General features: G+C 30.8%; 23 protein-coding genes. 6 read left to right on the top strand and 17 right to left on the bottom strand.

The genetic code is table 11. The features are described 5' to 3' along the window. The first annotated feature begins 10 nt into the window (after positions 1–10). A complete protein-coding gene (locus TICRE_RS12470; protein WP_075728599.1) occupies positions 11–907 on the top strand; it encodes a peptidylprolyl isomerase in 897 nt (298 codons plus the stop codon). Positions 908–1,019: 112 nt separating this feature from the next. On the opposite strand, the gene TICRE_RS12465 is transcribed toward TICRE_RS12470, so the two are convergent. From TICRE_RS12465 to TICRE_RS12430, 8 genes are all read right to left on the bottom strand, one after another. After that, a complete protein-coding gene (locus TICRE_RS12465; protein ID WP_198927578.1) occupies positions 1,020–1,889 on the bottom strand; it encodes a MurR/RpiR family transcriptional regulator in 870 nt (289 codons plus the stop codon). Positions 1,890–1,895: 6 nt separating this feature from the next. Then, complete coding sequence (locus TICRE_RS12460) at positions 1,896–2,762, bottom strand: ROK family protein (protein ID WP_075728597.1); 867 nt, start codon at positions 2,760–2,762, stop codon at positions 1,896–1,898. A 26-nt stretch (positions 2,763–2,788) separates the two neighbouring features. Then, positions 2,789–3,481 (bottom strand): N-acetylmannosamine-6-phosphate 2-epimerase, encoded by a 693-nt coding sequence (locus tag TICRE_RS12455; RefSeq protein ID WP_075728595.1) that lies wholly within the window; start codon positions 3,479–3,481, stop codon positions 2,789–2,791. A gap of 21 nt (positions 3,482–3,502) precedes the next feature. Beyond that, positions 3,503–4,339 carry a carbohydrate ABC transporter permease gene (locus TICRE_RS12450; protein ID WP_075728593.1) on the bottom strand — a complete coding sequence of 279 codons (837 nt, stop codon included), beginning with the start codon at positions 4,337–4,339 and terminating at the stop codon, positions 3,503–3,505. Between the two features lie 10 nt (positions 4,340–4,349). After that, positions 4,350–5,222, bottom strand: coding sequence for a carbohydrate ABC transporter permease (locus tag TICRE_RS12445; RefSeq protein WP_075728591.1), 873 nt, complete (start codon positions 5,220–5,222; stop codon positions 4,350–4,352). A gap of 66 nt (positions 5,223–5,288) precedes the next feature. Beyond that, positions 5,289–6,689, bottom strand: coding sequence for an ABC transporter substrate-binding protein (locus TICRE_RS12440; RefSeq protein ID WP_075728589.1), 1,401 nt, complete (start codon positions 6,687–6,689; stop codon positions 5,289–5,291). Between the two features lie 161 nt (positions 6,690–6,850). Further along, positions 6,851–7,768 (bottom strand): dihydrodipicolinate synthase family protein, encoded by a 918-nt coding sequence (locus TICRE_RS12435; protein ID WP_075728587.1) that lies wholly within the window; start codon positions 7,766–7,768, stop codon positions 6,851–6,853. Between the two features lie 132 nt (positions 7,769–7,900). Next, positions 7,901–9,025 (bottom strand): ABC transporter ATP-binding protein, encoded by a 1,125-nt coding sequence (locus tag TICRE_RS12430; protein WP_075728585.1) that lies wholly within the window; start codon positions 9,023–9,025, stop codon positions 7,901–7,903. A 155-nt stretch (positions 9,026–9,180) separates the two neighbouring features. Between TICRE_RS12430 and TICRE_RS12425 the strand changes: the two genes are divergently transcribed. Beyond that, on the top strand, positions 9,181–10,461 hold the full coding sequence (locus TICRE_RS12425; protein WP_084191968.1) for a S8 family peptidase: 1,281 nt from the start codon (positions 9,181–9,183) through the stop codon (positions 10,459–10,461). A 94-nt stretch (positions 10,462–10,555) separates the two neighbouring features. Here the strand turns inward: TICRE_RS12425 and TICRE_RS12420 are convergent, their stop codons facing one another. Further along, complete coding sequence (locus tag TICRE_RS12420) at positions 10,556–12,151, bottom strand: amidohydrolase (RefSeq protein ID WP_075728583.1); 1,596 nt, start codon at positions 12,149–12,151, stop codon at positions 10,556–10,558. A 245-nt stretch (positions 12,152–12,396) separates the two neighbouring features. On the opposite strand from TICRE_RS12420, the gene TICRE_RS12415 reads away from it, so the two are divergent. After that, positions 12,397–13,257, top strand: a complete 861-nt coding sequence (locus TICRE_RS12415) for a DegV family protein (protein ID WP_075728581.1) — start codon at positions 12,397–12,399, stop codon at positions 13,255–13,257. 127 nt (positions 13,258–13,384) lie between these two features. Next, positions 13,385–13,624 (top strand): glutaredoxin, encoded by a 240-nt coding sequence (locus TICRE_RS12410; RefSeq protein WP_198927577.1) that lies wholly within the window; start codon positions 13,385–13,387, stop codon positions 13,622–13,624. A gap of 69 nt (positions 13,625–13,693) precedes the next feature. Here the strand turns inward: TICRE_RS12410 and TICRE_RS12405 are convergent, their stop codons facing one another. The 4 genes from TICRE_RS12405 to TICRE_RS12390 all read right to left on the bottom strand — a co-directional run bounded on the left by TICRE_RS12405 (position 13,694) and on the right by TICRE_RS12390 (position 16,296). After that, entirely contained in the window at positions 13,694–13,855 is a 162-nt protein-coding gene (locus TICRE_RS12405; RefSeq protein WP_075728577.1) for a DUF1328 family protein, read from the bottom strand. A 410-nt stretch (positions 13,856–14,265) separates the two neighbouring features. Next, positions 14,266–14,781, bottom strand: a complete 516-nt coding sequence (locus TICRE_RS12400) for a cysteine hydrolase family protein (protein WP_075728575.1) — start codon at positions 14,779–14,781, stop codon at positions 14,266–14,268. Between the two features lie 18 nt (positions 14,782–14,799). After that, positions 14,800–15,570, bottom strand: a complete 771-nt coding sequence (gene nadE, locus TICRE_RS12395) for an NAD(+) synthase (RefSeq protein ID WP_075728573.1) — start codon at positions 15,568–15,570, stop codon at positions 14,800–14,802. Positions 15,571–15,729: 159 nt separating this feature from the next. Continuing rightward, positions 15,730–16,296 (bottom strand): general stress protein, encoded by a 567-nt coding sequence (locus tag TICRE_RS12390; protein WP_075728571.1) that lies wholly within the window; start codon positions 16,294–16,296, stop codon positions 15,730–15,732. Positions 16,297–16,516: 220 nt separating this feature from the next. Between TICRE_RS12390 and TICRE_RS12385 the strand changes: the two genes are divergently transcribed. After that, entirely contained in the window at positions 16,517–17,866 is a 1,350-nt protein-coding gene (locus tag TICRE_RS12385; RefSeq protein ID WP_075728569.1) for a mechanosensitive ion channel, read from the top strand. 106 nt (positions 17,867–17,972) lie between these two features. Further along, positions 17,973–18,434, top strand: coding sequence for a hemerythrin domain-containing protein (locus TICRE_RS12380; protein WP_075728567.1), 462 nt, complete (start codon positions 17,973–17,975; stop codon positions 18,432–18,434). 21 nt (positions 18,435–18,455) lie between these two features. On the opposite strand, the gene TICRE_RS12375 is transcribed toward TICRE_RS12380, so the two are convergent. The 4 genes from TICRE_RS12375 to TICRE_RS12360 form a co-directional block, all read right to left on the bottom strand. Beyond that, on the bottom strand, positions 18,456–19,565 hold the full coding sequence (locus TICRE_RS12375; protein ID WP_075728565.1) for a peptidoglycan DD-metalloendopeptidase family protein: 1,110 nt from the start codon (positions 19,563–19,565) through the stop codon (positions 18,456–18,458). Between the two features lie 192 nt (positions 19,566–19,757). Continuing rightward, entirely contained in the window at positions 19,758–20,633 is an 876-nt protein-coding gene (locus TICRE_RS12370; RefSeq protein ID WP_075728563.1) for a diacylglycerol/lipid kinase family protein, read from the bottom strand. Positions 20,634–20,643: 10 nt separating this feature from the next. After that, positions 20,644–21,177 carry a DUF4446 family protein gene (locus TICRE_RS12365; protein WP_075728561.1) on the bottom strand — a complete coding sequence of 178 codons (534 nt, stop codon included), beginning with the start codon at positions 21,175–21,177 and terminating at the stop codon, positions 20,644–20,646. An 8-nt stretch (positions 21,178–21,185) separates the two neighbouring features. Continuing rightward, positions 21,186–22,328 (bottom strand): aminotransferase class V-fold PLP-dependent enzyme, encoded by a 1,143-nt coding sequence (locus tag TICRE_RS12360; protein ID WP_075728559.1) that lies wholly within the window; start codon positions 22,326–22,328, stop codon positions 21,186–21,188. Positions 22,329–22,630: the final 302 nt, after the last annotated feature.

The raw sequence follows: 22,630 nt of genomic DNA, 5'->3' as shown, positions 1-22,630 counted from the left end.
GTAATATATAATGAAAAACTTTAAAAATGGAAAATACATAGTATTGACATTTATTTTACTTTTAGCTTTTAGTCTTACTGGATGTAAAGCTAAAGATGCTGAGGTGGTAGCAACAGTAGGTGATAAAAAGATAACTCAAGAAGAACTAAATAATGTATTAGTTGAAAGATATGGAGTTGAAACTTTAAATACACTAATTAGTGAAAAGATAGTTGAATTAGAAGTAGCTAAAGGAAATGTAAAAATCACATCTGAAGAAATTGATAAAGAACTTAAAAATATGGAAGAACAATATGGCGGAAAAGAAGCGTTAAATAATGCAATGTTAAATGCTAATTTAACAGATAAAGACCTAAAAAAAGAAATAGAAAAAAATCTTTCTCTTAAAAAACTTTTAGAAGATGATATAAAAGTTACCGATGAAGAGATAGCTAAATACTATGAAGAAAACAAGGCAAATTTCACTCAGGAAGAACAAGTAAATGCTAGTCATGTACTTGTAGAAACAGAAGACTTAGCTAAAGAGGTAAGAGAGAAACTAGTAGCTGGAGAAGATATTGCAAAACTTGCAAAAGAATATTCTACAGATGAAGGAACTAAAGATAACGGTGGAAACCTTGGCTTCTTTGGCAAAGGTAAAATGGTAGAATCATTTGATAAAGCAGCATTTACACTACCTATAGGAGAAGTTAGTCAACCTATTAAAAGTGAATTTGGTTATCATGTAATTGTAGTTAAAGAAAAAAAAGAAGCAAAGACAACTAGTTTAGAAGAAAATAAAGAAACTATAAAGCAAATGTTAGTAGATGCAAAAATGCCTGAAGCGTTTAACAAGTGGTATTCCCAAAAAGTTGAGGAGCATAAAATAACTAATAAGCTAGATAAACAAGCTACAGAAACTAAATAAAGATACTTTAAATAAGGAGTGTTGCTTAAAGCAACACTCCTTTAGTTTATAGTTTATAGATTTAACTATTACTTTTGTAAAGCACAAAAAAGATGATTTAAAATTTTTTATTTTAAATCATCTTTTCTATTACAGCTTTAGATGTACTTTCTTTATTTAAAACAGACTCATCATATGTTCTTCTAAAATATTCTAAATAGAGCATATCTAGGAGATAAAGTTGTGATATCTTTGAAGATAAACTTCCTCCTTGAAGTGGCCCTTCATTGGCCCCACATAATAGTGTTATATCAGAATAACTAGTAAGTGGAGACTTTGCAAATCTCGTAATACATATTATCTTAGCACCTCTCTCCTTTGCTACCTCTGCGACTTCTATAACGTCTTTAGTAGATCCAGAATAAGAAATAAGTATTGCAACATCTTTACTTGTCATAAGCGATGCAGACATTATTTGAAGATGAGAATCCATGGAACACTCAGTTTTATTTGTTATTCTCAAAAACTTGCTCTTACCTTCTAAGGCTGTCATAAGAGAAGAGCCTACTCCAAAAAAGTGAATCTTATCTGCTTCTATCATTGCCTTTACAGCATTTAAAATATCTTTAGTATTTATTAGGTTATAGGTCTGAGTTAGTGCACTTATATTTGTAGAAAGAACTTTAGAAGCTAGTTCTTCTAATGTATCTTCTTGAGTTATTTCACTTGAAAGATGAGGTGATTCATCTGCAAGAGTTGTCATATGAACTAAAGCAATTTTAAACTCCTGATAACCTTTAAGATTCATAGACTTACAAAACCTAAACACACTAGATTCTGCAACGCCACAATTATATGCCAAATCAGTTATAGACATATGTATGACATCTTTAGAATTTTTAAATATATAATCTGCTATCTTTTTTTCTGTGTTTGTAAATGAATTATATCTTGAATTTATCTGTGAAAATATATCTGTCTTTATTTTAGTTTCCCCTTTCAAAGTCTATTAAAGATGTAAACTTGCAGCCCCAAGAAGTCCTGCCTTATTTCCAAGAGAAGCCTTGATTATATTTACATCTAAAAAACTTTCAATAATCATAGTTTTTACCTTTTCACGAACTAGTCTAACTATCTTTTCCTGCTCCATAATTCCCCCACCAAGCACTATATTAGAAGGATTAAATATATGGATCAAAGATACAAGACCTAAAGAAACTTCAAACACCCAATCATCTATCAACTTTTTAATATCCGAATTTCCCTTTTCAAACTCTCCAAAAATAATTTTACCACTTGAATAATCTTCTGAAATTTCTTTTGCTCTATTTACTAATGCCTTTGTAGATGCGTATTTTTCATAATAACCAAAACTAGGATTCTCTTTAAAGGGATGAGTTATTATATGTCCAAATTCTGCTGCAACTCCACTCTCACCCTTATATATCTTAGAATCGATAAATATAGCTCCACCAATTCCAGTTCCATATGTTAAACAAAGAAAACTATCGGAGTCTTTTGCTGATCCAAAATATTTTTCGCCAAGTGCTGCAGCATTTACATCATTTTCTACTTTTACAGATTTATTAAATTTATCTTCTAAAATTTCTTTAAGTTTAGTGCCAGTATATCCCGGCAAATTTTCATTAGCATATATGATATAACCCTTATCACTGTCAACTTGACCTGCAGTACTTATACCAATACAGTCAAACCCACCATAATCTTTAATTATATCGATTAACTTTTGAACTAAAGCTCTTCCGCCCTTTTCACTTTCAGTATCAATCTCTCTAAAACTATCTATCTTTCCATTCTCATCTGAAATACAAGATTTGATCTTAGTTCCACCAATATCTATAGCAAGTATCTTCATCTAATCATCCTCTTAAATTATCATCATTACTCTTTTATAGCGTTTACAAACCTCTTTGTAATTTCCATAGGTCTAGTTATAGCACTACCTACTACTGCAGTATAGACACCAAGCTTGTATACGTTTTGAAGATCTTCTACCGTCCATATCCCACCTTCTGCAATAACTGGAATAGGAAAACTTTTTACAAGTTTTTCTAACAATTCTAAATCAGGTATCTTCTCTGATTTTGTATACTCTGTATAGCCTCTAAGCGTAGTACCCAAACAATCAAATCCCAATTTATAAGCTTCATCCGCCTCTTCAAATGTAGAACAATCAGCCATAAATATTTGATCTTTATATTTTTTCCTTATCTCAGGAAATACTTCACTTATAGTCTTGCCATCTGGTCTTATTCTCTTTGTAGCATCTAATGCAATTATCTCTACTCCTTCTTTATATAGCGCATCTATTTCTTTCATAGTAGGCGTTATATATACATCTGAATTATCATAAACACTTTTTATTATACCTATTATAGGTAAATCTACATTTTTCTTTATTTCCCTGATATCACTAACATCATTTGCTCTAATACCAGAGGCTCCCCCAAGAGCTGCTGCATGAGCCATCCTCCCCATAATATAAGAACTGTGAAGAGGCTCTTCAGGTAGAGCTTGACAGGAAACTATAAGTTTACCTTTTACTTTAGCAAATACTTCTTTTTTATCTTTCACAATACCATCTCCATAATCAAATTATTCTTTTACTCCCCCTATAGATATACCACGAGTGAAATATCTTTGGAAAAATATAAATATTACTAGCATAGGAATTGCTGCTACAGTAGCCCCTGCCATCTTATATGCAAAGTTTGGATTTAGATCTTGCATCAAAGTAGATATACCTACCATAAGAGTTTTTACATCTTTATCAATCCCTACTACAAGCTGCCATAGATAGTCATTCCAAACCTGTACAAAGTTTAATATAAACAATGCTCCAACTCCAGGCTTTACAATAGGCATCATAATCTTATAAAACACTTGCAATTCATTTGCCCCATCTATTATAGCTGCTTCTCTCAATGAATCAGGTATATTGTCAAAAAACCCTTTTAACATAAATACCCCAAAAGCTGTAGCTACATTTGGCCAAATCATTCCACTTAAAGTATTTACCAGTCCTAAACTTTGTGTGATTCTAAAAAGTGGAACTATCATAACTTCCTTAGGAACCATAAGACTTGAGATAAATAGTATATATATTACATTTTTCCCTTTAAATTTAAGCTTAGAAAACGCATATGCTGCCAAAGAACTCACAATAATTACAAGTATGGTAGCCGCTAAAGATACAAATATACTATTAAAGGTCCATCTCAATGCTGGCTGACTTTTAAAAACGTCTATATAGTTTGCAAAAGTAGGATTTTTAGGTATCCAATCAGGAGGCATTTTTAATACATCTGAACTATTTTTTAATGAACTTGTAAATAACCAATAAAGTGGAAAAAGATTTAATATAGCAAAAAATACTATTATAATATTTGCTATTATATCAATAGGTTCTTTTTTCTTTAAATTTTTAATCATAGTATCCCTCCTAATCTTCTTTAAACATAGCTCTAAGTTGTGGTACTGATAGAAGTAGAGTAATTGCAAACATAATAACTCCAACCGCAGATGCAACACCTAATCTATTGTACTTAAATGCGTTATTGTATAGATAATACATAAGGGTCGAAGAAGCATTATTTGGTCCTCCACCAGTTAAAAGCTGTATAACTACAAATATCTTTAAAACAGCTATTATATTTATGATAGTAATATATATCGTTGTAGGCTTAACTAGAGGGATAAGTATCTTTCTTATTATATGAAATTTACTTACTCCTTCAACTTCTGCTGCTTCAAATAAATCGTTTGGAATACCTATCATAGCCGCTATATAAAGGATAATAGCTTGACCTACATTTATAGCAAATGTAATAAATATTATAACAGGTTTTACAATTGCTTTATTTCCCAAAAAGTTTACACTACTAAATCCCGCTTGCTGAGTTAAATAAGGTATCAAACCGTTAGCAGGGTTTAAAAGAAAATTCCAGACCATACTCATTACAACCATAGAAACCATAACTGGTATATAGTAACTGCCCCTTATAAAGGATACATATCTAGCATCTTTGTCAAATACAGCGGATGCCACAAAGAGTCCAAAAGCTACAGTAAGCCCTACTATAAATACTACAAATATTATAGTGTTTAGAGTTGATTTTACAAAGACTGGATCATTAAAAAGATCTCTATAATTCTTAAGACCTACAAAGGTTTCAGTTTTATAATTTATTTTATATAGACTAAGCCTAATTCCTTCAATTATTGGGTAAACCATAAAGATTAAAAAAAGAATTACTTGAGGCATTATAAAAGCATATCCTGTTAAATTTTTTTTAATATCTTTGCTTTTAATCATATCTATCTAACCTTTCTATAAAAGTTAAGCCTCTAAAAAGAGGCTCAACTTACATTTAAATTAGTTTTATTTATTAAAGATTACAGAATCTTCTTTTGCACTTTTTATTACTTCATTACCTTTTGATTGATAATCTTTTGCTGCTTGTTCAGGTGTTTTCTCTCCTGTATAAAGTGCTTGTAGTTCTGGATATAAAACTTGCCTTAACTCACTATATCCTGGTACATTTCCTGTAAAGTTAAACATATACTTAGCATTTTCATCATAAGCTGCAAACAACGGATTTTCAGACTTAAACTCTTCTGCTACTGATGTTCTAACAGGTACTCCATTTTTAGAAGCTTTAACTAGTTCAGGATCAGTTGAGAAGAACTTTACGAAATCTTTACTAACTTTTATTCTAGTTTCATCTCCAGTGTCAAATAGTGCAGCTCCTGTTACATAAGTGAATGTTATAGGATCTCCACTTTCTGATGGAATATTAGCAAGTCTAGCATCAAATGCAGGAACTTTTCCATCTTTCATATCAGCTAATATATTGTTATATAAAACTGAGTTTGTAAAGCTTACACCTAGTTTTTGATTTTGGAACATAGAGTTTGCATCATTAGAAGATACAGATTCAGCTCCTGGGTTTGTAAGGCCTTCATCGTTTATCTTTTTAAGCCATTCCATAGCTTTTACACCACTTGCATCATCTATAACTAACTCTGAATCCTCTCCATAGAGCTTATTGCCAAACATTTTTAAATAAGCAAGATTCCAAGTATCACCTTGGTTATTTAATGCATATAGAGACATAGGATACGCATTTGAATACTTATCTTTTGGAGTATCTTTTTTAAGCTTATTTAAGATCTCTTCATATTCAGAAAGACTCCAAGTTTTTATTTCTGTTTCAGCTCCAATATATTCTTCAAGCCCTGCATCTTTAAACATATCTGCATTATATACTAGAGTTCCTGGCATATGTGAGAATGGATAAAAGTAAATATCATCTCCAAAAGTCACATTCTCCCAATAATTTTGAGCTATATCTTTTTTAGATTCATCATCAACTATGTCGTTTAAAGGTACTAAAGCCCCTCTATGTGCATAGTCTCCCATAGCAAATATACTCTCATAGAAAATATCTGGTGGGTTTCCTCCATTTAAACTTACGTTTAAAAGTTCATCCCTTTGATCTCCTGCTACTACTTCTACATTTATCTTAACATCATGTTCTTTATACTCTTCTTCAAATCTCTTAGCAGCCTCTTTAAAGAAGCTATCAAAGTCTGCTCCCTCTTCTGAAGCATCCATTACACCTTTCCATTGCGGTGTTAACATCACTGTTATTTCCACCTTATCCTTACCACCTTTACCACCTGATCCACCTTCATTTTTTTTGTCACTACTACATCCAACAGCTAAACTAAGTATAAGTGACAATGCAATGATTGTAGCTAAAAAACGTTTTTTTAACATAATACCCCTCCTAGTTTTTTAAAAATTACATTATATTTTTAACCTTATCAAAGATAAGCTTTGATACTTGTTTGTGACCATTTTCATCTAAAAACTCTAGACCTTCTGCATTTTAGATCCAAGTATTAGAATCTTAAAAACAAACTATCCTCTTTATTTGACTACATCGCCTTATACTTATCTATGGTGTTATCTATTAAAGTTTTAATAGTCTTTACCTTTTCTAAGTCATCTCCAGATATAGGGTCCATAGGACTCCTTACTCCTCCTATGTTTAAGCCATTTAACTTTAATACTTCTTTTATAGCTGAATACATAGAACCATTTAATGAACAAAGTGCAATTATAATGTCATTTATCGCCGCTTGAATTATAGTAGCTTCTTTAAGTCTACCAGTAGATATAAACTCTTCTGCCTTTAAAAACAACTCTGGCATAACACCATATGTGCCCCCTATTCCACTATCTGCTCCCATAAGTCTACCAGCTACAAACTGTTCATCTGGACCATTAAAAACTATAATATCATCCTCATTTACAGCTGCTTTAAATCTTTCAATATCCAATACAGGCATAGATGAGTTTTTAACCCCTTTAACATGTTTGTTTGTGATTAGTTTCTTAAATAAATCAATTGAAAGATTATATCCAGTTGTCTGAGGTATATTATATATAAAAAATGGAAGTTCTGTAGAATCCATTATTTCAGTCCAATATCTGTAAATTGAATTTTCAGGAAGTTTAAAGTATATTGGTGGAATAGATGATAAAGCATCATAACCTAAACTCTCTGCATATTTAGCAAGTATAATACTATCACGAGTAGAAGGTGCTCCTACATGAGCTATAAGTATAAGTTTACCCTTTAAAGCTTCAGATACAACTTTTAGAGTAAGTTTTCTCTCTTCAAGAGTTTGATATATACATTCTCCAGAACTTCCACCTACATAAAGTCCCTGCACACCTTTTTTATAAAGATAATAGCAAAGTTCTCGTGTTCTCTCTTGGGATACTTCTCCATCATCATCATAACATGCGTAAAGCGCGGGGAATACTCCTTTAAATTTTTCTAAATCCATTTTATCAACCACCTAGGCTATTATTTTATTACTCTTAATATAAAATATATCATAATAAATTTTCAATGTAAATAGTTTCCTTTTATTTATTAGCTTTGGGAAATAATTTCCACCATTTCACTTGAAAAAAATTTATAATATTATATTTTCTTCTGTTTCAAAATCAAATATATGACATTTACGCATGTTTATATGAAATCTTTTCTTAGCTCCTGTAGATAAATCTTCATTTAGATCTGGAGTCTGCCTTGCTATATATCTATTGCCGTCTATTCCAAAATATACAATTTCTTCATTTCCCATCTGTTCTACTACTAAAACCTCACCTGTTATAGTATTCTCCATTACAGGATCATCACTAGATACCATATTTATATCTTCTGGTCTTATACCAAGATACACTCTTTTACCTATATAACTATCTACCTTTTGTGCCATGTCCTCTTCTAAGTAAATGACTTCATCATTAATTTTAACAAATGTCTTATCCTCATCTTTATCTAACTCTGTTTCCATTATATTCATAGTAGGAGCGCCTATGAAACTTGCTACAAATTTATTTTTAGGCTTATGATATAAGTTTAACGGAGTATCAACTTGCATAATCCTTCCATAATCTAAAACGCAAATTCTATCTCCCATAGTCATAGCTTCCACTTGGTCATGAGTTACATATATCATAGTAGCAGTACTACCTTCTTTTTTAAGTTGCGTATGAAGTTCCTTTATCTCAACTCTTAAAGAAACCCTAAGCTTTGCATCTAAATTTGAAAGTGGTTCATCAAACAAAAATACATCTGGCTTTCTAACTATAGCTCTACCTACTGCTATCCTCTGTCTTTGTCCTCCTGACATTTCTTTAGGTTTTCTATCTAGTAATTCTGTTATCTCTAACTTTTTAGCTGCTTCCTTTATCCTAGCATCTATTTCATCCTTTGGAGTCTTTTTAAACTTTAAACCAAATGCCATATTTTCATAAGCTGTCATATGAGGGTATAGAGCATAGTTTTGAAAAACCATAGCTATTCCCCTATCCTTTGGAGGAATGTCATTTACACACCTATCACCAATCCATATTTCTCCACCTGTTATATCTTCAAGTCCAGCTATCATTCTTAGTGTAGTAGACTTAGCACAACCAGAAGGGCCAACAAGTACCATAAATTCACCATCTTTGACATGTAAATCTATTCCATGAACTGCTTTAAATCCATTAGGATAAACCTTTTCTGCCTTTTTTAAAACTACTTCAGCCATATCATAACTCCCTTCTTTTTTAATTAATTTATAATTTGATAATATCATACTTTCAGATAATTTGAAACATCATTTTTTATTTTTTATTTGTATAAAACTTTTTAGCACATATCTCTTTTTTAAGCATAAATATAGTTATAAGGAAGGTGATTTGTTTGAAAAACCATATTAACTCTAAGCTTTGTCCAGTTTTAAGCTCTAAAATACTGGCTCAATCCATTGAAAAAGTACCAATCATAATCCAACTTAAAGAAGAAAGTAAAATAAACATAAAAACCTTATCGAGTTTATCAGATGAAAAGTTTGTAGAACTACCCATTATAAATGCAGTTGGTACACTTATGAATACAGATATGATATATAAACTTATACAAAATGAAGATGTAGAATTTATTAGCTTTGATTCTAAAGTCTACACACTTTTAGATGTGGCGAGGAAAAGCATAGATGCCCCCTTTCCCCAAAATAGCGGATATCAAGGAGAAGGCATAACAGTAGCTGTAATAGATACAGGAGTAAGTCCACATGTTGATTTAACAAAACCTGATAATAGGATAATTGGATTTGTTGACATTCTAAATAAAAAAGACTTTCCGTATGATGACAATGGTCATGGTACACATGTGGCAGGTATTATAGCAGGAAATGGATATGCTTCAAGAGGAAAGCTTATGGGCGTTGCTCCAAAAGCAAATATACTAGCTATAAAGGCATTAGATGAAAACGGAAGTGGTACTACTTCAAACATATTAGAAGCAATAGAATATGCTATAAATACAAAAGAAAAATATAATACTAGGATAATAAACCTTTCAATAGGTACTCCATCTAGTATACCTAGTCGATTTGATCCTCTATCTAGAGCAGTAAGAAGAGCTGTAAAGAGTGGCCTTGTAGTAGTTGTAGCGGCCGGAAACAGTGGCCCTGGAGCAGGAACCATACTAAGTCCTGGTATAAGTGAATACGCCCTAACTGTAGGGGCAGTAGATGATAAGAGAACAATAGACACTAGAGATGATACTATTGCACCGTTTTCAAGTCGTGGTCCTACTAAAGATGGAAGGATAAAACCAGACATACTTGCACCTGGAGTAAATATAAACTCTTTATCTAATCAGAAAATAGATGGATATCATGCTTTAAGTGGTACATCAATGGCAACACCACTTGTATCAGGAAGCGTATCTCTTCTACTAAATAAGGAAAACTCTTTAACCCCTGCCCAAGTAAAAGAAAATCTTATAAAAGCTTCAATTGATTTAAAAACAGAAGAAACTGGTGGCATAGGAATGTTAAATCTAAAAAAATTATTTTTAGAGGAAAAAAAAGAAGAAAAGAAAGAAGAGGCAAAGGCGGCAAGTGTAAAAGATAATTCTATATTTGAAAGTATATTTCTGATCTTAGTATTACTTTTTTTACTTGATTCTAGGCTTTAAAAAAGGTTTATAACTTTGGATACCCAAAGTTATAAACCTTTATTTTTTAATTCTAAATATTTTTTATAGCTAAAAGTTCCTTATTTAAATTATTTTAAAATCTTTTATAAACTAATTCACCATTGATATAAGTCTCATCAACAACGATTTGGTCTATTTCTTCTGGTTGCACTTCCAATATATCCTTATCCAATACTATAAAATCTGCATAATATCCAGGTGAAAGCTCACCTATGTTTGAAACTCCCATCAACTCAGCTCCCATCTTTGTATAGAGTTTTATAGCGGTAGTTATATCTATTCTTTGATCTTCTCCTAAATCAGTACCATCATAAGCCCTACGAGTTACAGCTGATTTTAGCCCCACAAAAGGATTTGAAGGATCATACCAAGCAGTTGCAGGTGCATCAGAAGAAAATGCTACCTTTACTCCAGCATCTAGTACTTTTTTAACTGGATATGTTTCCTTAGTTCTTTCAGCTCCCAAGTTTTTTAGATAGCTCTCGATCTCGGCATATAAAAATATTGGTTGTATATTAAAGGAAATCCCTGAATCTACGGCTTTTTTTATAGCTCTATCCGTTGGCATAGCAGCGTGTTCTATTTTAACTGATGGTGCATCACTAATCCAGTTGGCATCTTTATAAAAGGTATCTACTACTAAATCTATTGTCTTATCTCCCATAGCATGAACTACTAATTGAAGATTATTTTTCTTGGCAAATTCTCCTGCCTTTATAAGATCTTCCCTTTGGGTTACAGGAAAACCATAAGTTTTACCATCCCCAAGATAAGGCTCACTTACCCAAGCTGTTTGACCTGATACACTTCCATCTCCTATAACTTTTATTCCCCCGATAAAGATAGGATCATTATGGTTTTTACTACCTCTTGGTAATATTTGTTTTTCTTTTAAATCTTCCCAGTCATAATAGATCCCAGTACGTTGCTTGTATCCTTTTTCTCTTGCCCTAATGTATATATCATAGTAATCAGTAGGCTTAAGATTTGCCCAGGCTTCTGCTACTGTTGTAATTCCATGGGATAAGAGTTTATTGCTTAAGTTACATAAAAGATCTGCACTATAATCTGTAGTTTGCTGGGGCAAATGTCTCAGGACTAAAGCTTTTGCATTTTCTCTTAAAATCCCTGTAGGTTCTCCATTTTCATCTCTATCAATTTCCCCGCCAGGAGGGTTTGGAGTGTATTTATCTATTCCAGCGATCTCTAACGCTTTACTATTGACAGAAATTATATGAACACAAGTACGAGTGATTACAACCGGAACATCACTTGCACCTTTATCTAAATCCCATCTATTAGGAGTTCTTTTTTCTTCAAGCTTTCCTTCATCAAAACCCCATCCTTGTATCCACTTATCTTTTCCTTGCAGCTTTCTTTTTTCGCTCACCTTTTGAACTATATCTTTTATTGAATAGACATTTGGTGGCAAAGAGGCAATTTGAACTTCAAATTCTGATAAAATTAAAGGATGCATATGTGAATCAACCAGTCCTGGAAGTACTCTCTTACCGTTTAAATCTACCTTTTTATCCACTTTATAGTCGAGGTCTTCTATATCTCCTACCCACTTCAATTTTCCATCCTCAACAACCATAGCATTTGCATATGTTTTTGAAGAATTAGATGTAAATATCTTTCCATTAAAGTAAAGACAAGTATCTTTCATAGTAATCACTTCTTTCTAGATGTTTTTTGAATTTTTTTATAAATATTTCATGTATAACCTCTATTATAACTATAAAATTATCTTATTTAAATAAAACTTTTAAACTTATTATAAAAATATCATAAAAATAATAAACATTAAAGTAAATAACTAAGCTTCTATATACATGTTTTAATCTTAATGGACTATATTTGTAAAAAGTGATATAGTATACAATAATAAATCATTGAATGGAGAGAAATTTAATGGGCGTAAAAATAATGACAGATAGTACTAGCTATATTGATGAAAGTGTTAGAAATAAACTAGATATAAAAACTTTATCTCTTTATGTTTCATTTACTGATGAGAGTATAAAGGAAATTGAAATAGAAAATAAAGTATTTTATGAAAAAATGGAACAAGATGGAATTCCCGTTTCTTCACAACCTGCAATAGGTGAATTATATCAGTCAATGGTAGATATTGTATCCAAAGGTGATGATCTCTTATGCATTTTCTTATCTTCAGATATGAGTGGCACCTATAATAGTGCTTGTAAGGTCAAAGATAAAGTTTTAGAAGAGTATAAAGATAGAGATATACATATTTTAGACTCTAGATCTAATTCTATGCAATTAGGATTTGCTGCTATTGTAGCAGCTAGAGCAGCTATGGATGGTAAAGATATAGAAGAAATTAAGAAAATAGCTGAAGAAAACTTTAAAAGAAGTAGATTTTTATTTATACCTGATAATTTAAAATATCTTAAAAAAGGTGGAAGAATAGGTGGAGCAGGTGCATTAATTGGTAATGTACTTAAGATAATACCAATCTTAACAGTAAAAGATGGAAATGCAACTATATTTAAGAAAGTAAGGACTAAGGTTAAGGCAGTTAAATCAATGGTAGATAAACTCTTAGAAGATAATCTTAAATATGGTATAAAAGAGGTTGTTATTCATCATATAAACTGTTACGAAGAGGCAAAAGAATTAGCTATAAAATTAGAAAAAAAATTAAATATTAATATACCAATAGAGAGTATAGGTCCTGTAATAGGATTACATGTTGGTCCCGGAGCTGTTGGAATTGCATACTATACAGAAGATGAACTTATAGACTGATATGATAAAAAGTGCAACTAAATAAATCAATATCATCTATACATGCCTTTTACTATTTTTATAGTGTTTAGTTCTAACATTAATGGAAATATATATAAGAATTAACTATATAAATGGAGGGATCGTTTTGGATAAAAAGATAGAGCTTTATACATGGAGTTATTGTCCATTTTGTCAAAATGCTAAAAAATTATTAGATAAAAAAGGTTACAAATATGAGGAACATGTTTTAGATAATAATGAGGAAAAGAGACTTGAACTTAAAACAAAAACAGGTCAAGGGACAGTTCCATATGTCTTTATAGATGGTGAACTTATCGGTGGTTTTGATAATTTAAAGGAAATGGATGATAAAGGTAGACTTTAAAAGATAGGGACATATGTAAAACACTAGAAAAGCTTTCTAGTGTTTTTATATTTATATAGTATAATTTTTTTAGACGCTTCTTCTTCCTGTAAGCAGTGATATAACAAAAAGTACTAAGAAGATATAGAATAATATCTTAGCTATTCCAGCTGCACTTGCTACTATTCCTCCGAATCCAAATATAGCTGCGATTATAGCTATTATTAAAAATATAACTGACCATTTTAGCATGATATTCTCCTCCTATTTTAAAATTGATTTATTTTTTCCTATTAGTTATTTACCCAACGAATAAAATTAAAATCATTTAAAATTTATATCTATTTAAATTTTAGTATTTATAGAAGGAGTAAAAAATATAAATATAGTCAAAAGGTATAGTTTATAAGCCTTTTACTTTAGGTCTTTCCCCTATACATTTGCCATATAAACTAATTCACCATTGATATAAGTCTTCTCAACATCTATTATATATGTTTCTTCTGGTTGCATTTCCAATATATCATTATCCAATACCATAAAGTCTGTATAATATCAAGGTAAAAGCTTACCTATGTTCGAAAATTCCATCAATTCAGCTCCCATCTTTGTATAAAGTTTTATAGAGGTGGTTATATTTACCATTTTATCATCCCTTAAATCTACAATATCTCCATTTTTAGTCCTCTCATAATCTCAAGTGCACTTTGATGTAATTTTAGATCATTACTAGTACAAAGGGATGAGTCTATAATTATCTTTGAATCTGGAAACATGTTTTGTATTACTATTGCATTGGATAAAACACATATATGAGTTTCTACTCCTACTATCTCTATTTTTTCTACATAATCTTTTTTATCTTTATATTCTTCTTTTATCCAACTTGCCTTCTCTGGTGTTATACCATAGTATATCTTTTTTAAAGGAGTATGTTTTTCGAGTTTTTCTTTCAAAAGATGATAGATGCTTTGTCCCCATTTTTTTTCTTCATCTGATCGATTATCATCTTTCATATCTTCATGGATGTTTAGTGTATAAAATATTTTATCTTTTTTTGCTTCGTACTGCTCTATCTTTTCTAAGACTCTAGGAACTAAGACATCTGCATCTTTTACGCTCATCTTCCCCCTTTTTTGGTCTAAAAAGTCATTTTGCATATCTATAATAAATAGCATGGTTTTTTTCCTCCTGCTTTATTCTTTTATCGGTAGATCATTTGGGAAAATCGGTATAGGGGTAAATTTAAACCTACTATAATTGTACATTTTATCTATCTTCTCTTTTATCTTTAAATCATCTATTTCTCCAGTTCTTATATATTTATTTAAAGTGTCATAACTAAAACCTATAACCATTTCATCTGTCTTTCCAGTTAGTCCATCTGCTGGGGGCTTTACTATAAATTTTTCAGGTAGATTTAAAAATCTTCCTATTTGGATTACTTCATCTGATGTAAAACTTCCAAGAGGAGAAAATGCTCCTGTATTATCTCCATAGACCGTGGTATAGCCTATCCACTTTTCAGAAAGATTTCCTGTGTGTACTACTCTACTTTTCTCTATTGATTGAGATATTGCGTAGAGAATAGTCATTCGAATCCTAGGGGATAGATTTATCGAAGTATCATTTGAAATCTCAGGCATTAAACTTTTAGGAAGCTTTTCTAATGTTTTAAGGTATTCTTTTGATATATTATCTATTGGTACAGTTACATTTTCTATACCTAAAAATTCACATATATCATATGAAAAATCTATATCGATCTGCTCTCCCTTTGGCATAAGAACTCCTATTACATTTTCACGTCCAAGAGCACGTACTCCAAGAGCTGCAACTACGGAACTATCTTTTCCTCCTGATATTCCAAGAATCATCTTTTTACCACCAATTTTCTCCATCTCATCTCTTATCCACTGTGTTAAACTCTCAACTATCTCTTTTAATGTTTCATCTTGTAATTTCATTTTAAAAACCTCCTTTTACTATTTAAGTATAACCTTTTTTCTAGTTTTACATCAATTATATTATAAAAGTACCCAATAACTCTATTAAATTTACAAAAAAATGACCTAAATTTATTAAAATCTAGGTCATTAGTATAATCTTTATTTTATTGTTTTAAATTATAGAGGTATATTTGGGTCATTTATATCATTAGGCCTATCTCTAAATTTATTTCTATCGTATCTATCTCTTATAACGCTGTTGTTTTCATAGAAGTTTCCATATACATCTCTTCCTTCGTATTCATCTACCATAACTAATATATCTCCTCTTTCAAGGTACTCGTTATATTCATTAGCTTCTTCTTTAGTAAGTCCCATATCTACTAATGCTCCTACTATTCCTCCAACAGCTCCTCCTGCTATTAAACCTGTTAAAGTTGCTGCAATAGGTCCTGCTGCTAAAAATGGTCCAACCCCTGGGATAGCTATAACGCCCAATTCTAAAAGAAGTGCTCCTATTCCTCCTATAGCTCCTCCTGCCATAGCTCCACCTATTGCACCTTCTTGTGTATGTGTTGTCTCTATATCTACTTCTGTAGCATCGGCTATTCTTTCTACCTTGTCGTGATCTTTTGCAACTACTGATATTTCATTATCCAAATATCCATCTACTTTCAATCTTTCAATTGCTCTAATAGTTTCTTCTTGAGTCCTAAAGATTCCCACTACTTTTTGATTAGCCATTTTTTATTCCTCCTATGTTTTTTAATTTATCAATATATTGAATTGTTTCTTGTAATTTCTTGTAAGTTAATTCTTTATATATATTCCCACTTAATATCGTGCTAAACATTTAGTTTAATACTACCTTTTGCTAAAATTTTACTAAAACTTTGATTTATTTTTTAAATTTGGGTATTTAATATTTAAGGATAAAAAATAAATTTAAATGGGAGGAATTAAAATGTATGATATTAGAAATTCATTCGACAGTATACTTTTATATATCCCTAATATATTAAGAGCTTTGATTCTCTTTTTAATAGCTTGGGGAATAGCGGTGATAGTTAAAAAGTTACTTCAAAAGGTATTAGTTAAGATGAGAGTAGGGGATCATCTCTCTAAAGGTAGAAACCCAGCCGATCCCGCATATGGTAAAGAGAGGGTAAGAAATATCTCACAAATAGCTTATTTCTTAGTGTTTTTATTATTCTTGCCAGGTATACTAGATGCACTTGATATGGAGTCAGTATCTCGTCCTATATCCAATATGATGCAAAGCTTACTTGCCTTTATTCCGCGTCTTATAGGTGCTGGTATAATTCTATTTATAGGATACTTTATAGCTAAGATAATAAGGGATTTGACCTTAAAGTTTTTACAAACTGTAAATATTGACAAGTGGTATAATAAACTTAGTCCAAGACTTTCAACAGATAATATAAGTGAAGAACAAAAGTTTACCCTTGCAGATATCTTATCTAAAGTAGTATTTGGTTTAGTTTTAATACCTGTAATTACAATGGCTCTTGAAACTTTAAATATCAGTACTCTTACAGAGCCAATACTTGTTGTTTTAAATAAGACAATGAGAATGATTCCAAATATATTTGTAGCTATACTCTTAGTTGTGCTTGGATACTATATAGCAAATTTCGTATCCCAGATATTAGAACAACTATTATCAAGAATGGGTATTGAAAAGGTATATACTTGGATGAAGGAAAATACAGACGGAAGTATTCCAAGGTTTAATCTTTCAAAGATAATAGGAAATATAGTTAAAGTTTTAATCATTTTATTTATGACAGTTGAGGCTTTAAGAGTATTAAAGCTGGATGTATTAAACACTATAGGTTATAGCATTATCAGTTATATTCCACTGGTTATAAGCGGTCTTTTAATAATAGGTCTTGGTATTATAGGAGGATATTTTGTAGAAGGACTTATAAACAAGTATGCAAAGAGTCCTTTTACAGCGGCTATAGCAAAGTATACTATTATAGTATTTGCAGTCTTTATGACTTTAGAGCAAATAAAATTTGCTTCAACTATAGTAAATATAGCTTTTCTCTTAGTTCTTGGTGGTCTATCTGTAGCATTTGCCCTATCATTTGGACTTGGAGGAAGAGAGTTTGCAAAAAGACAACTTGAAAAGTTTGAAAAAAAAGTTGAAGAAGAAAATAAAAAGCCAGTTCCAAATGATAATCCATTAAATAAAGTAGAGAAAGAAATAAAAAATGAAAAGACTTATAAACAAGATAATAAGTATAATAGTGATAAAGATTTAAATGATGATATTCCAATAATTTAATTTTAAATTCATTTATAGCCGAGAATCTATTCTCGGCTATAATTTTGGTTTAAATAGGATTTATATGGGTATTTTTATAATGACTTTAAAAACTAAGGAGGCGCTTATGGACGTTTTAAAAGAGATTAAAAAAGAACATGATGAATTTAGAAAACTTATTAAAAACATTGAAAATTCTAAGGGAGATAAGAAACAAAAACTCTTTATAGAGCTTTATACCAAAATAAAGGGTCATCATGAGGCAGAAGAAAGAGTAGTTTTTCCTGATGTAAAAGAAAGAGCAGATGAAGATGGAAAAGATACTGTAATGGAGATGATTGAAGAACATAGTTTAGGAGCTTATCAGTTTAGTGTTATTCAAAGGACAGGTATAGACAATGAAACTTGGGATGCTAAATTCTCTGTATTAAAAGAAGTTCTTACTCACCATATGGATGAAGAAGAAAATGAATTTTTCAAAACAGCACGTGAAGTACTAAAAAAAGAAGAGCTAGAAGCAAAATATGATCCATTTGAAAATACTATGGATGAATATAAAAAGAAACAAGAAGAAAAGTTAAAACAATAAAATAGAATAGGGCAAATTGCTCTATTCTAAATAATTGCTTGGATTTTGATGTACTCCATTTTTTATTACTTCAAAGTGTACGTGTGGTCCTGTTGATCTTCCAGTGCTACCTACTTTGGCTATTACTTGACCTTGGTAGACTCCTTCTCCTGGACTAAATAAGAGTTTGCTACAGTGTGCATATCTAGTCTTATATCCGTTTTCATGGTCTATCTCTATCATGTTTCCATAAGTTCCCATAACTCCGGAAAAGCTAACAACTCCTCCATCAGCTGCTTTTATATCTGAACCATTTTCTTTTGCTATATCTATTCCCCTATGCATTCTTCCCCATCTTTCTCCAAATGATGAAGATAGTCTTCCACGAGTTGGCATTACAAATGATCCTGTAGGTGCAGTCTTTGGAGTTTCTTTAGTTCCTTTTACTATTACTCTATTTGTTGGTGATTTCATTACTTCTTCACTTATAACTTGCTTTTCTATAATTTTTCCATTGTGTTTTATTTGTTGTGTTATTATTTTATTTTCTCCGGGTACTCCTTTTGCTTCTAACGTTTCTTTAGTATCATACATATTTGGATCTTCTTTTATTTCTGTTTCATAATCTATATCTTTTATCCATTCTACTTCTTCTGTTGTTATTACAGTTATAAGTGGTCTTATGTAGTCTAGAACCTCCTCTTTTTTCTTTATATCTTCTAAATATACTTCTTCTTCCACTACTTCAAGTTTATCTAATATCTTGACATTTGTTATCTTTGTATTTTCATCTTCACTTTTAGAAAATGGAGCTTTTATAGTTTTTAATATCTCATCTATTTCTCCTGGAGTTTGAAATGATCCTATCCTTTCATTTTTAACAATTAATGTGTAAGCTTTTATCTTTATATCTATTTTAGATTCTAAAACTTCTATAAAGTTTTTCTCTCCTTCTAATATCTCATTTACCTCATCTTCTATGTCTATGTTATTTTCTATGTCTATATCCTCTTCTGTGCTTACATTGTTCATGTATACAGCTTTTGAACTTGCGTTAACTTGTTGTACTTTTAAACCTGTAAATCCCATTCCGAGTATGCTCATAATCATAAAACATGCTAATATGGTCTTTATTTCTTTTCTTTTGTTCATTTTAACCCTCCTAAAACCTAACAGTTTTCTTTATTAAAAGTTTTGTAACCATTTTGTATCTATTTTGTAACATTTTAAATTGTAATACAAAAAAAAATAAATAACAATGATAATTTAGATATTTTTTAAACAATATCTATTTCTCATGTTATTTTATCTCTATTTTTTAAAATTATTCATATTTTTATATACTTATGGAACTATAATGCTTAGTTTTTCATCAGCTAAGGAGAAACTTATTTCTTTTCCAGGAGAAAATACTTCACCATCTAAATTCATATAAATATCTTGTTGTGAATAAAATTTAACCTCTTTACATTTAAAAGTTTCAACATATTTTTTATGTCTTAAATGAGTTCCTTTAAAAACTTCAGGAAATATAGTTAAAATCCTAAATTTACTTACATCTTTGACAATACAAGCGTGCAAGTATCCATCATTTAAATTTGCATCTGGAATCATCTTGAGTCCTCCACCATAGTATTTACCATTTCCTATTGCAAAGAGGACTAAGCCCTTTTTTTGCGATCTACCATCTATTTCTATTGTTACATCTTTTTTTTTAAACTTTATAAGGGTTATAAATACACTAAATATGTATGATAGACCACTTTTTATTTGTTTTTTAATAGTTTGAGCAGTATGTGTTACTTCTGCATCTAGTCCTACACTACCAATATTTAAAAACTTATGTCCATTTGCCAAACCTATATCTACTTTCATAGATTTTCCTTGAATAATAGTTTCTAAAGCATCTCTTGGGTCTTTTGAAATCCCTAGGCTCTTTATAAGGTCATTACCTGTTCCTCCTGGAATGATACCAAGAGTACCATAACCTCTTCTTATTATGCCTTTAGCTACTTCTGTTACCGTTCCATCGCCTCCAACAGCTATAATTGTATTTATATTGCTTTCATATGCTATTTGAGTTGCTTCTTTGGGATTTTTAGTTAAAGAAATAGAAAAGCCGCCTGGGTAGTCTTTCATATTTTCTTCTATTATAGTTTTAATACTTAGACTTTTACCACTACCTGCTACGGGATTTATAATAAAAAACAGCTCTTCCATCTTCTACCTCCTAAGCCTTTGTTGTTTGTGTTGTTGTTTGTCCTTTTAGGGCTCTATCTACTGCTATCATTTCTTCTGCGGAGAGTGTTCTAGTACTCTCTCCATTTTTTATATCTTTTGCATAAGTTACAGTTTGGTCTCTTCCATATATACCCGTAAGTACAAAACCATTTTTAAAACTGTCCAAAAATGCTATAGAATAACTCATTTCACTACCCATATCGTCAAAAGCATTATATCTTATAAAGCCTACACTTTGAACTGCAAAATCTAGACGTTCTTCTAATGTCTTTGTTTCAAGCTTTAATGTATTTACCTTCGCATTTAAGTCATTTACGTGATTTTGAAGATACAAAATAAGTTCTTCAAAGTTTTCTCCATTAAAATTTCTAACTAAGCCGTTATATTTTTCTAGAAGCTTTCTATTTTTATGGTTAGAAACTAATAGTGATATAAAAAGAATTAAAAATCCAATATATAAAAAAAGGATAAATTCTGCCATATATTCTCTTACAAATTCTGCAACAATATATAAATGTTCCATTTTTTCCTCTATACCTCTCTTGCAATTTCTTTTAATGCATTTATAGCCTTGTCTACTTCTTCTTTAGTGTTAAATATTCCAAAACTAAATCTTACAACGCCTTGTTCTAGTGTTCCTATAGTTTTATGTGCAAGTGGTGCGCAGTGAAGACCTGATCTTGTAGCTATATCGTATTCTTCATCCAATATATATGCAATTTCTGAAGAGTCTATATCTTTAAGATTTAAAGAAACTACGGCTCCCTGTTTTTTTATATCCAAAGGACCATAGACCTTTATTCCTTCGATTGTCTCTATACCTTTTAGAAAGTGAGCTGTAAGTACTTCTTCATGTTCTCTTATGTTTTTCATACCTTTTTCTAAGATATACTCTATACCTGCTCCAAGACCTACTATTCCAGGTCCATTATGAGTACCACTTTCATATTTATCTGGAAGCATCTCAGGCTGAGTTAAAGATTCTGACGCACTTCCTGTTCCGCCTTGAAATATAGCTTCTATTTGTAATCCTTCCTTTATATAGAGCCCTCCTGTAGCTTGAGGCCCAAGGAGTCCTTTGTGTCCTGGAAATGCTAAAAGACTTATGTTCATCTTTTCTACATCTATATCATATACACCTGCAGATTGTGCAGCATCTACCATATAGGGTATATTATGTTTTTTAGCAATTTGTCCAATTTCTTCTATTGGCATTATAGTTCCAGTTAAATTTGAAACATGAGTTGTTACTATAAGCTTTGTGTTTTCTCTTATAGACTTTTCGATTTTCTTTGGGTCTATTTCACCTTTTGAATTGGTAAGAACTATTGTGTTTTCTACTCCTCTTTCTTCTAAATGTTTTATAGGCCTTAAAACTGAGTTATGTTCCATGCTTGTTGTAATAACATGATCTCCAGGCTTTAATAAGCCTTTTATGCCAAGATTTAAACTTTCAGTGCAGTTAAATGTAAAGACTATATCCATAGGGTTTTTTATATTAAATAGTTTTCCTATTAGATTTCTAGTCTCGTAAATTCCTCTATTTGCCTTTAATGCCATTTTATGTCCTGCTCTACCTGGATTTGCCCCATAATCTTTCATAGCTTCTATATGTTTTTCATATACTATATTAGGCTTTGGAAAAGTAGTAGCAGCATTGTCAAAATAAATCATCTTATCTACCTCCAATAGAGATATTATAACATATTTATTATAATTTTTTTACATTTTCTTATATTAATTTTATATTAAATTAATTAATAGTATGATAATGGTATAACGAAGAAAAAGGTTGAATTTATCTTGTTAAAATGGTAAGCTATTTAAAAGCATTAAATATTCTAAACATTAGATAGTTGCAGAATAGAGTTTTGAAATTATCTAAGGTTATCCACAAAGGGAAATTTAATTCAATAAATAAATATGCTCGTTAATTTTGGAGAATCTAGTTATACACAGAAAAAGGGCATAGAAAA

This window comes from Tissierella creatinophila DSM 6911 (assembly GCF_001940565.1).
GTDB lineage: Bacteria > Bacillota > Clostridia > Tissierellales > Tissierellaceae > Tissierella_A > Tissierella_A creatinophila.
The sequence above is the reverse complement of the archived record's forward strand: the minus strand, read 5'-3'. Positions and strand labels throughout refer to the sequence as shown.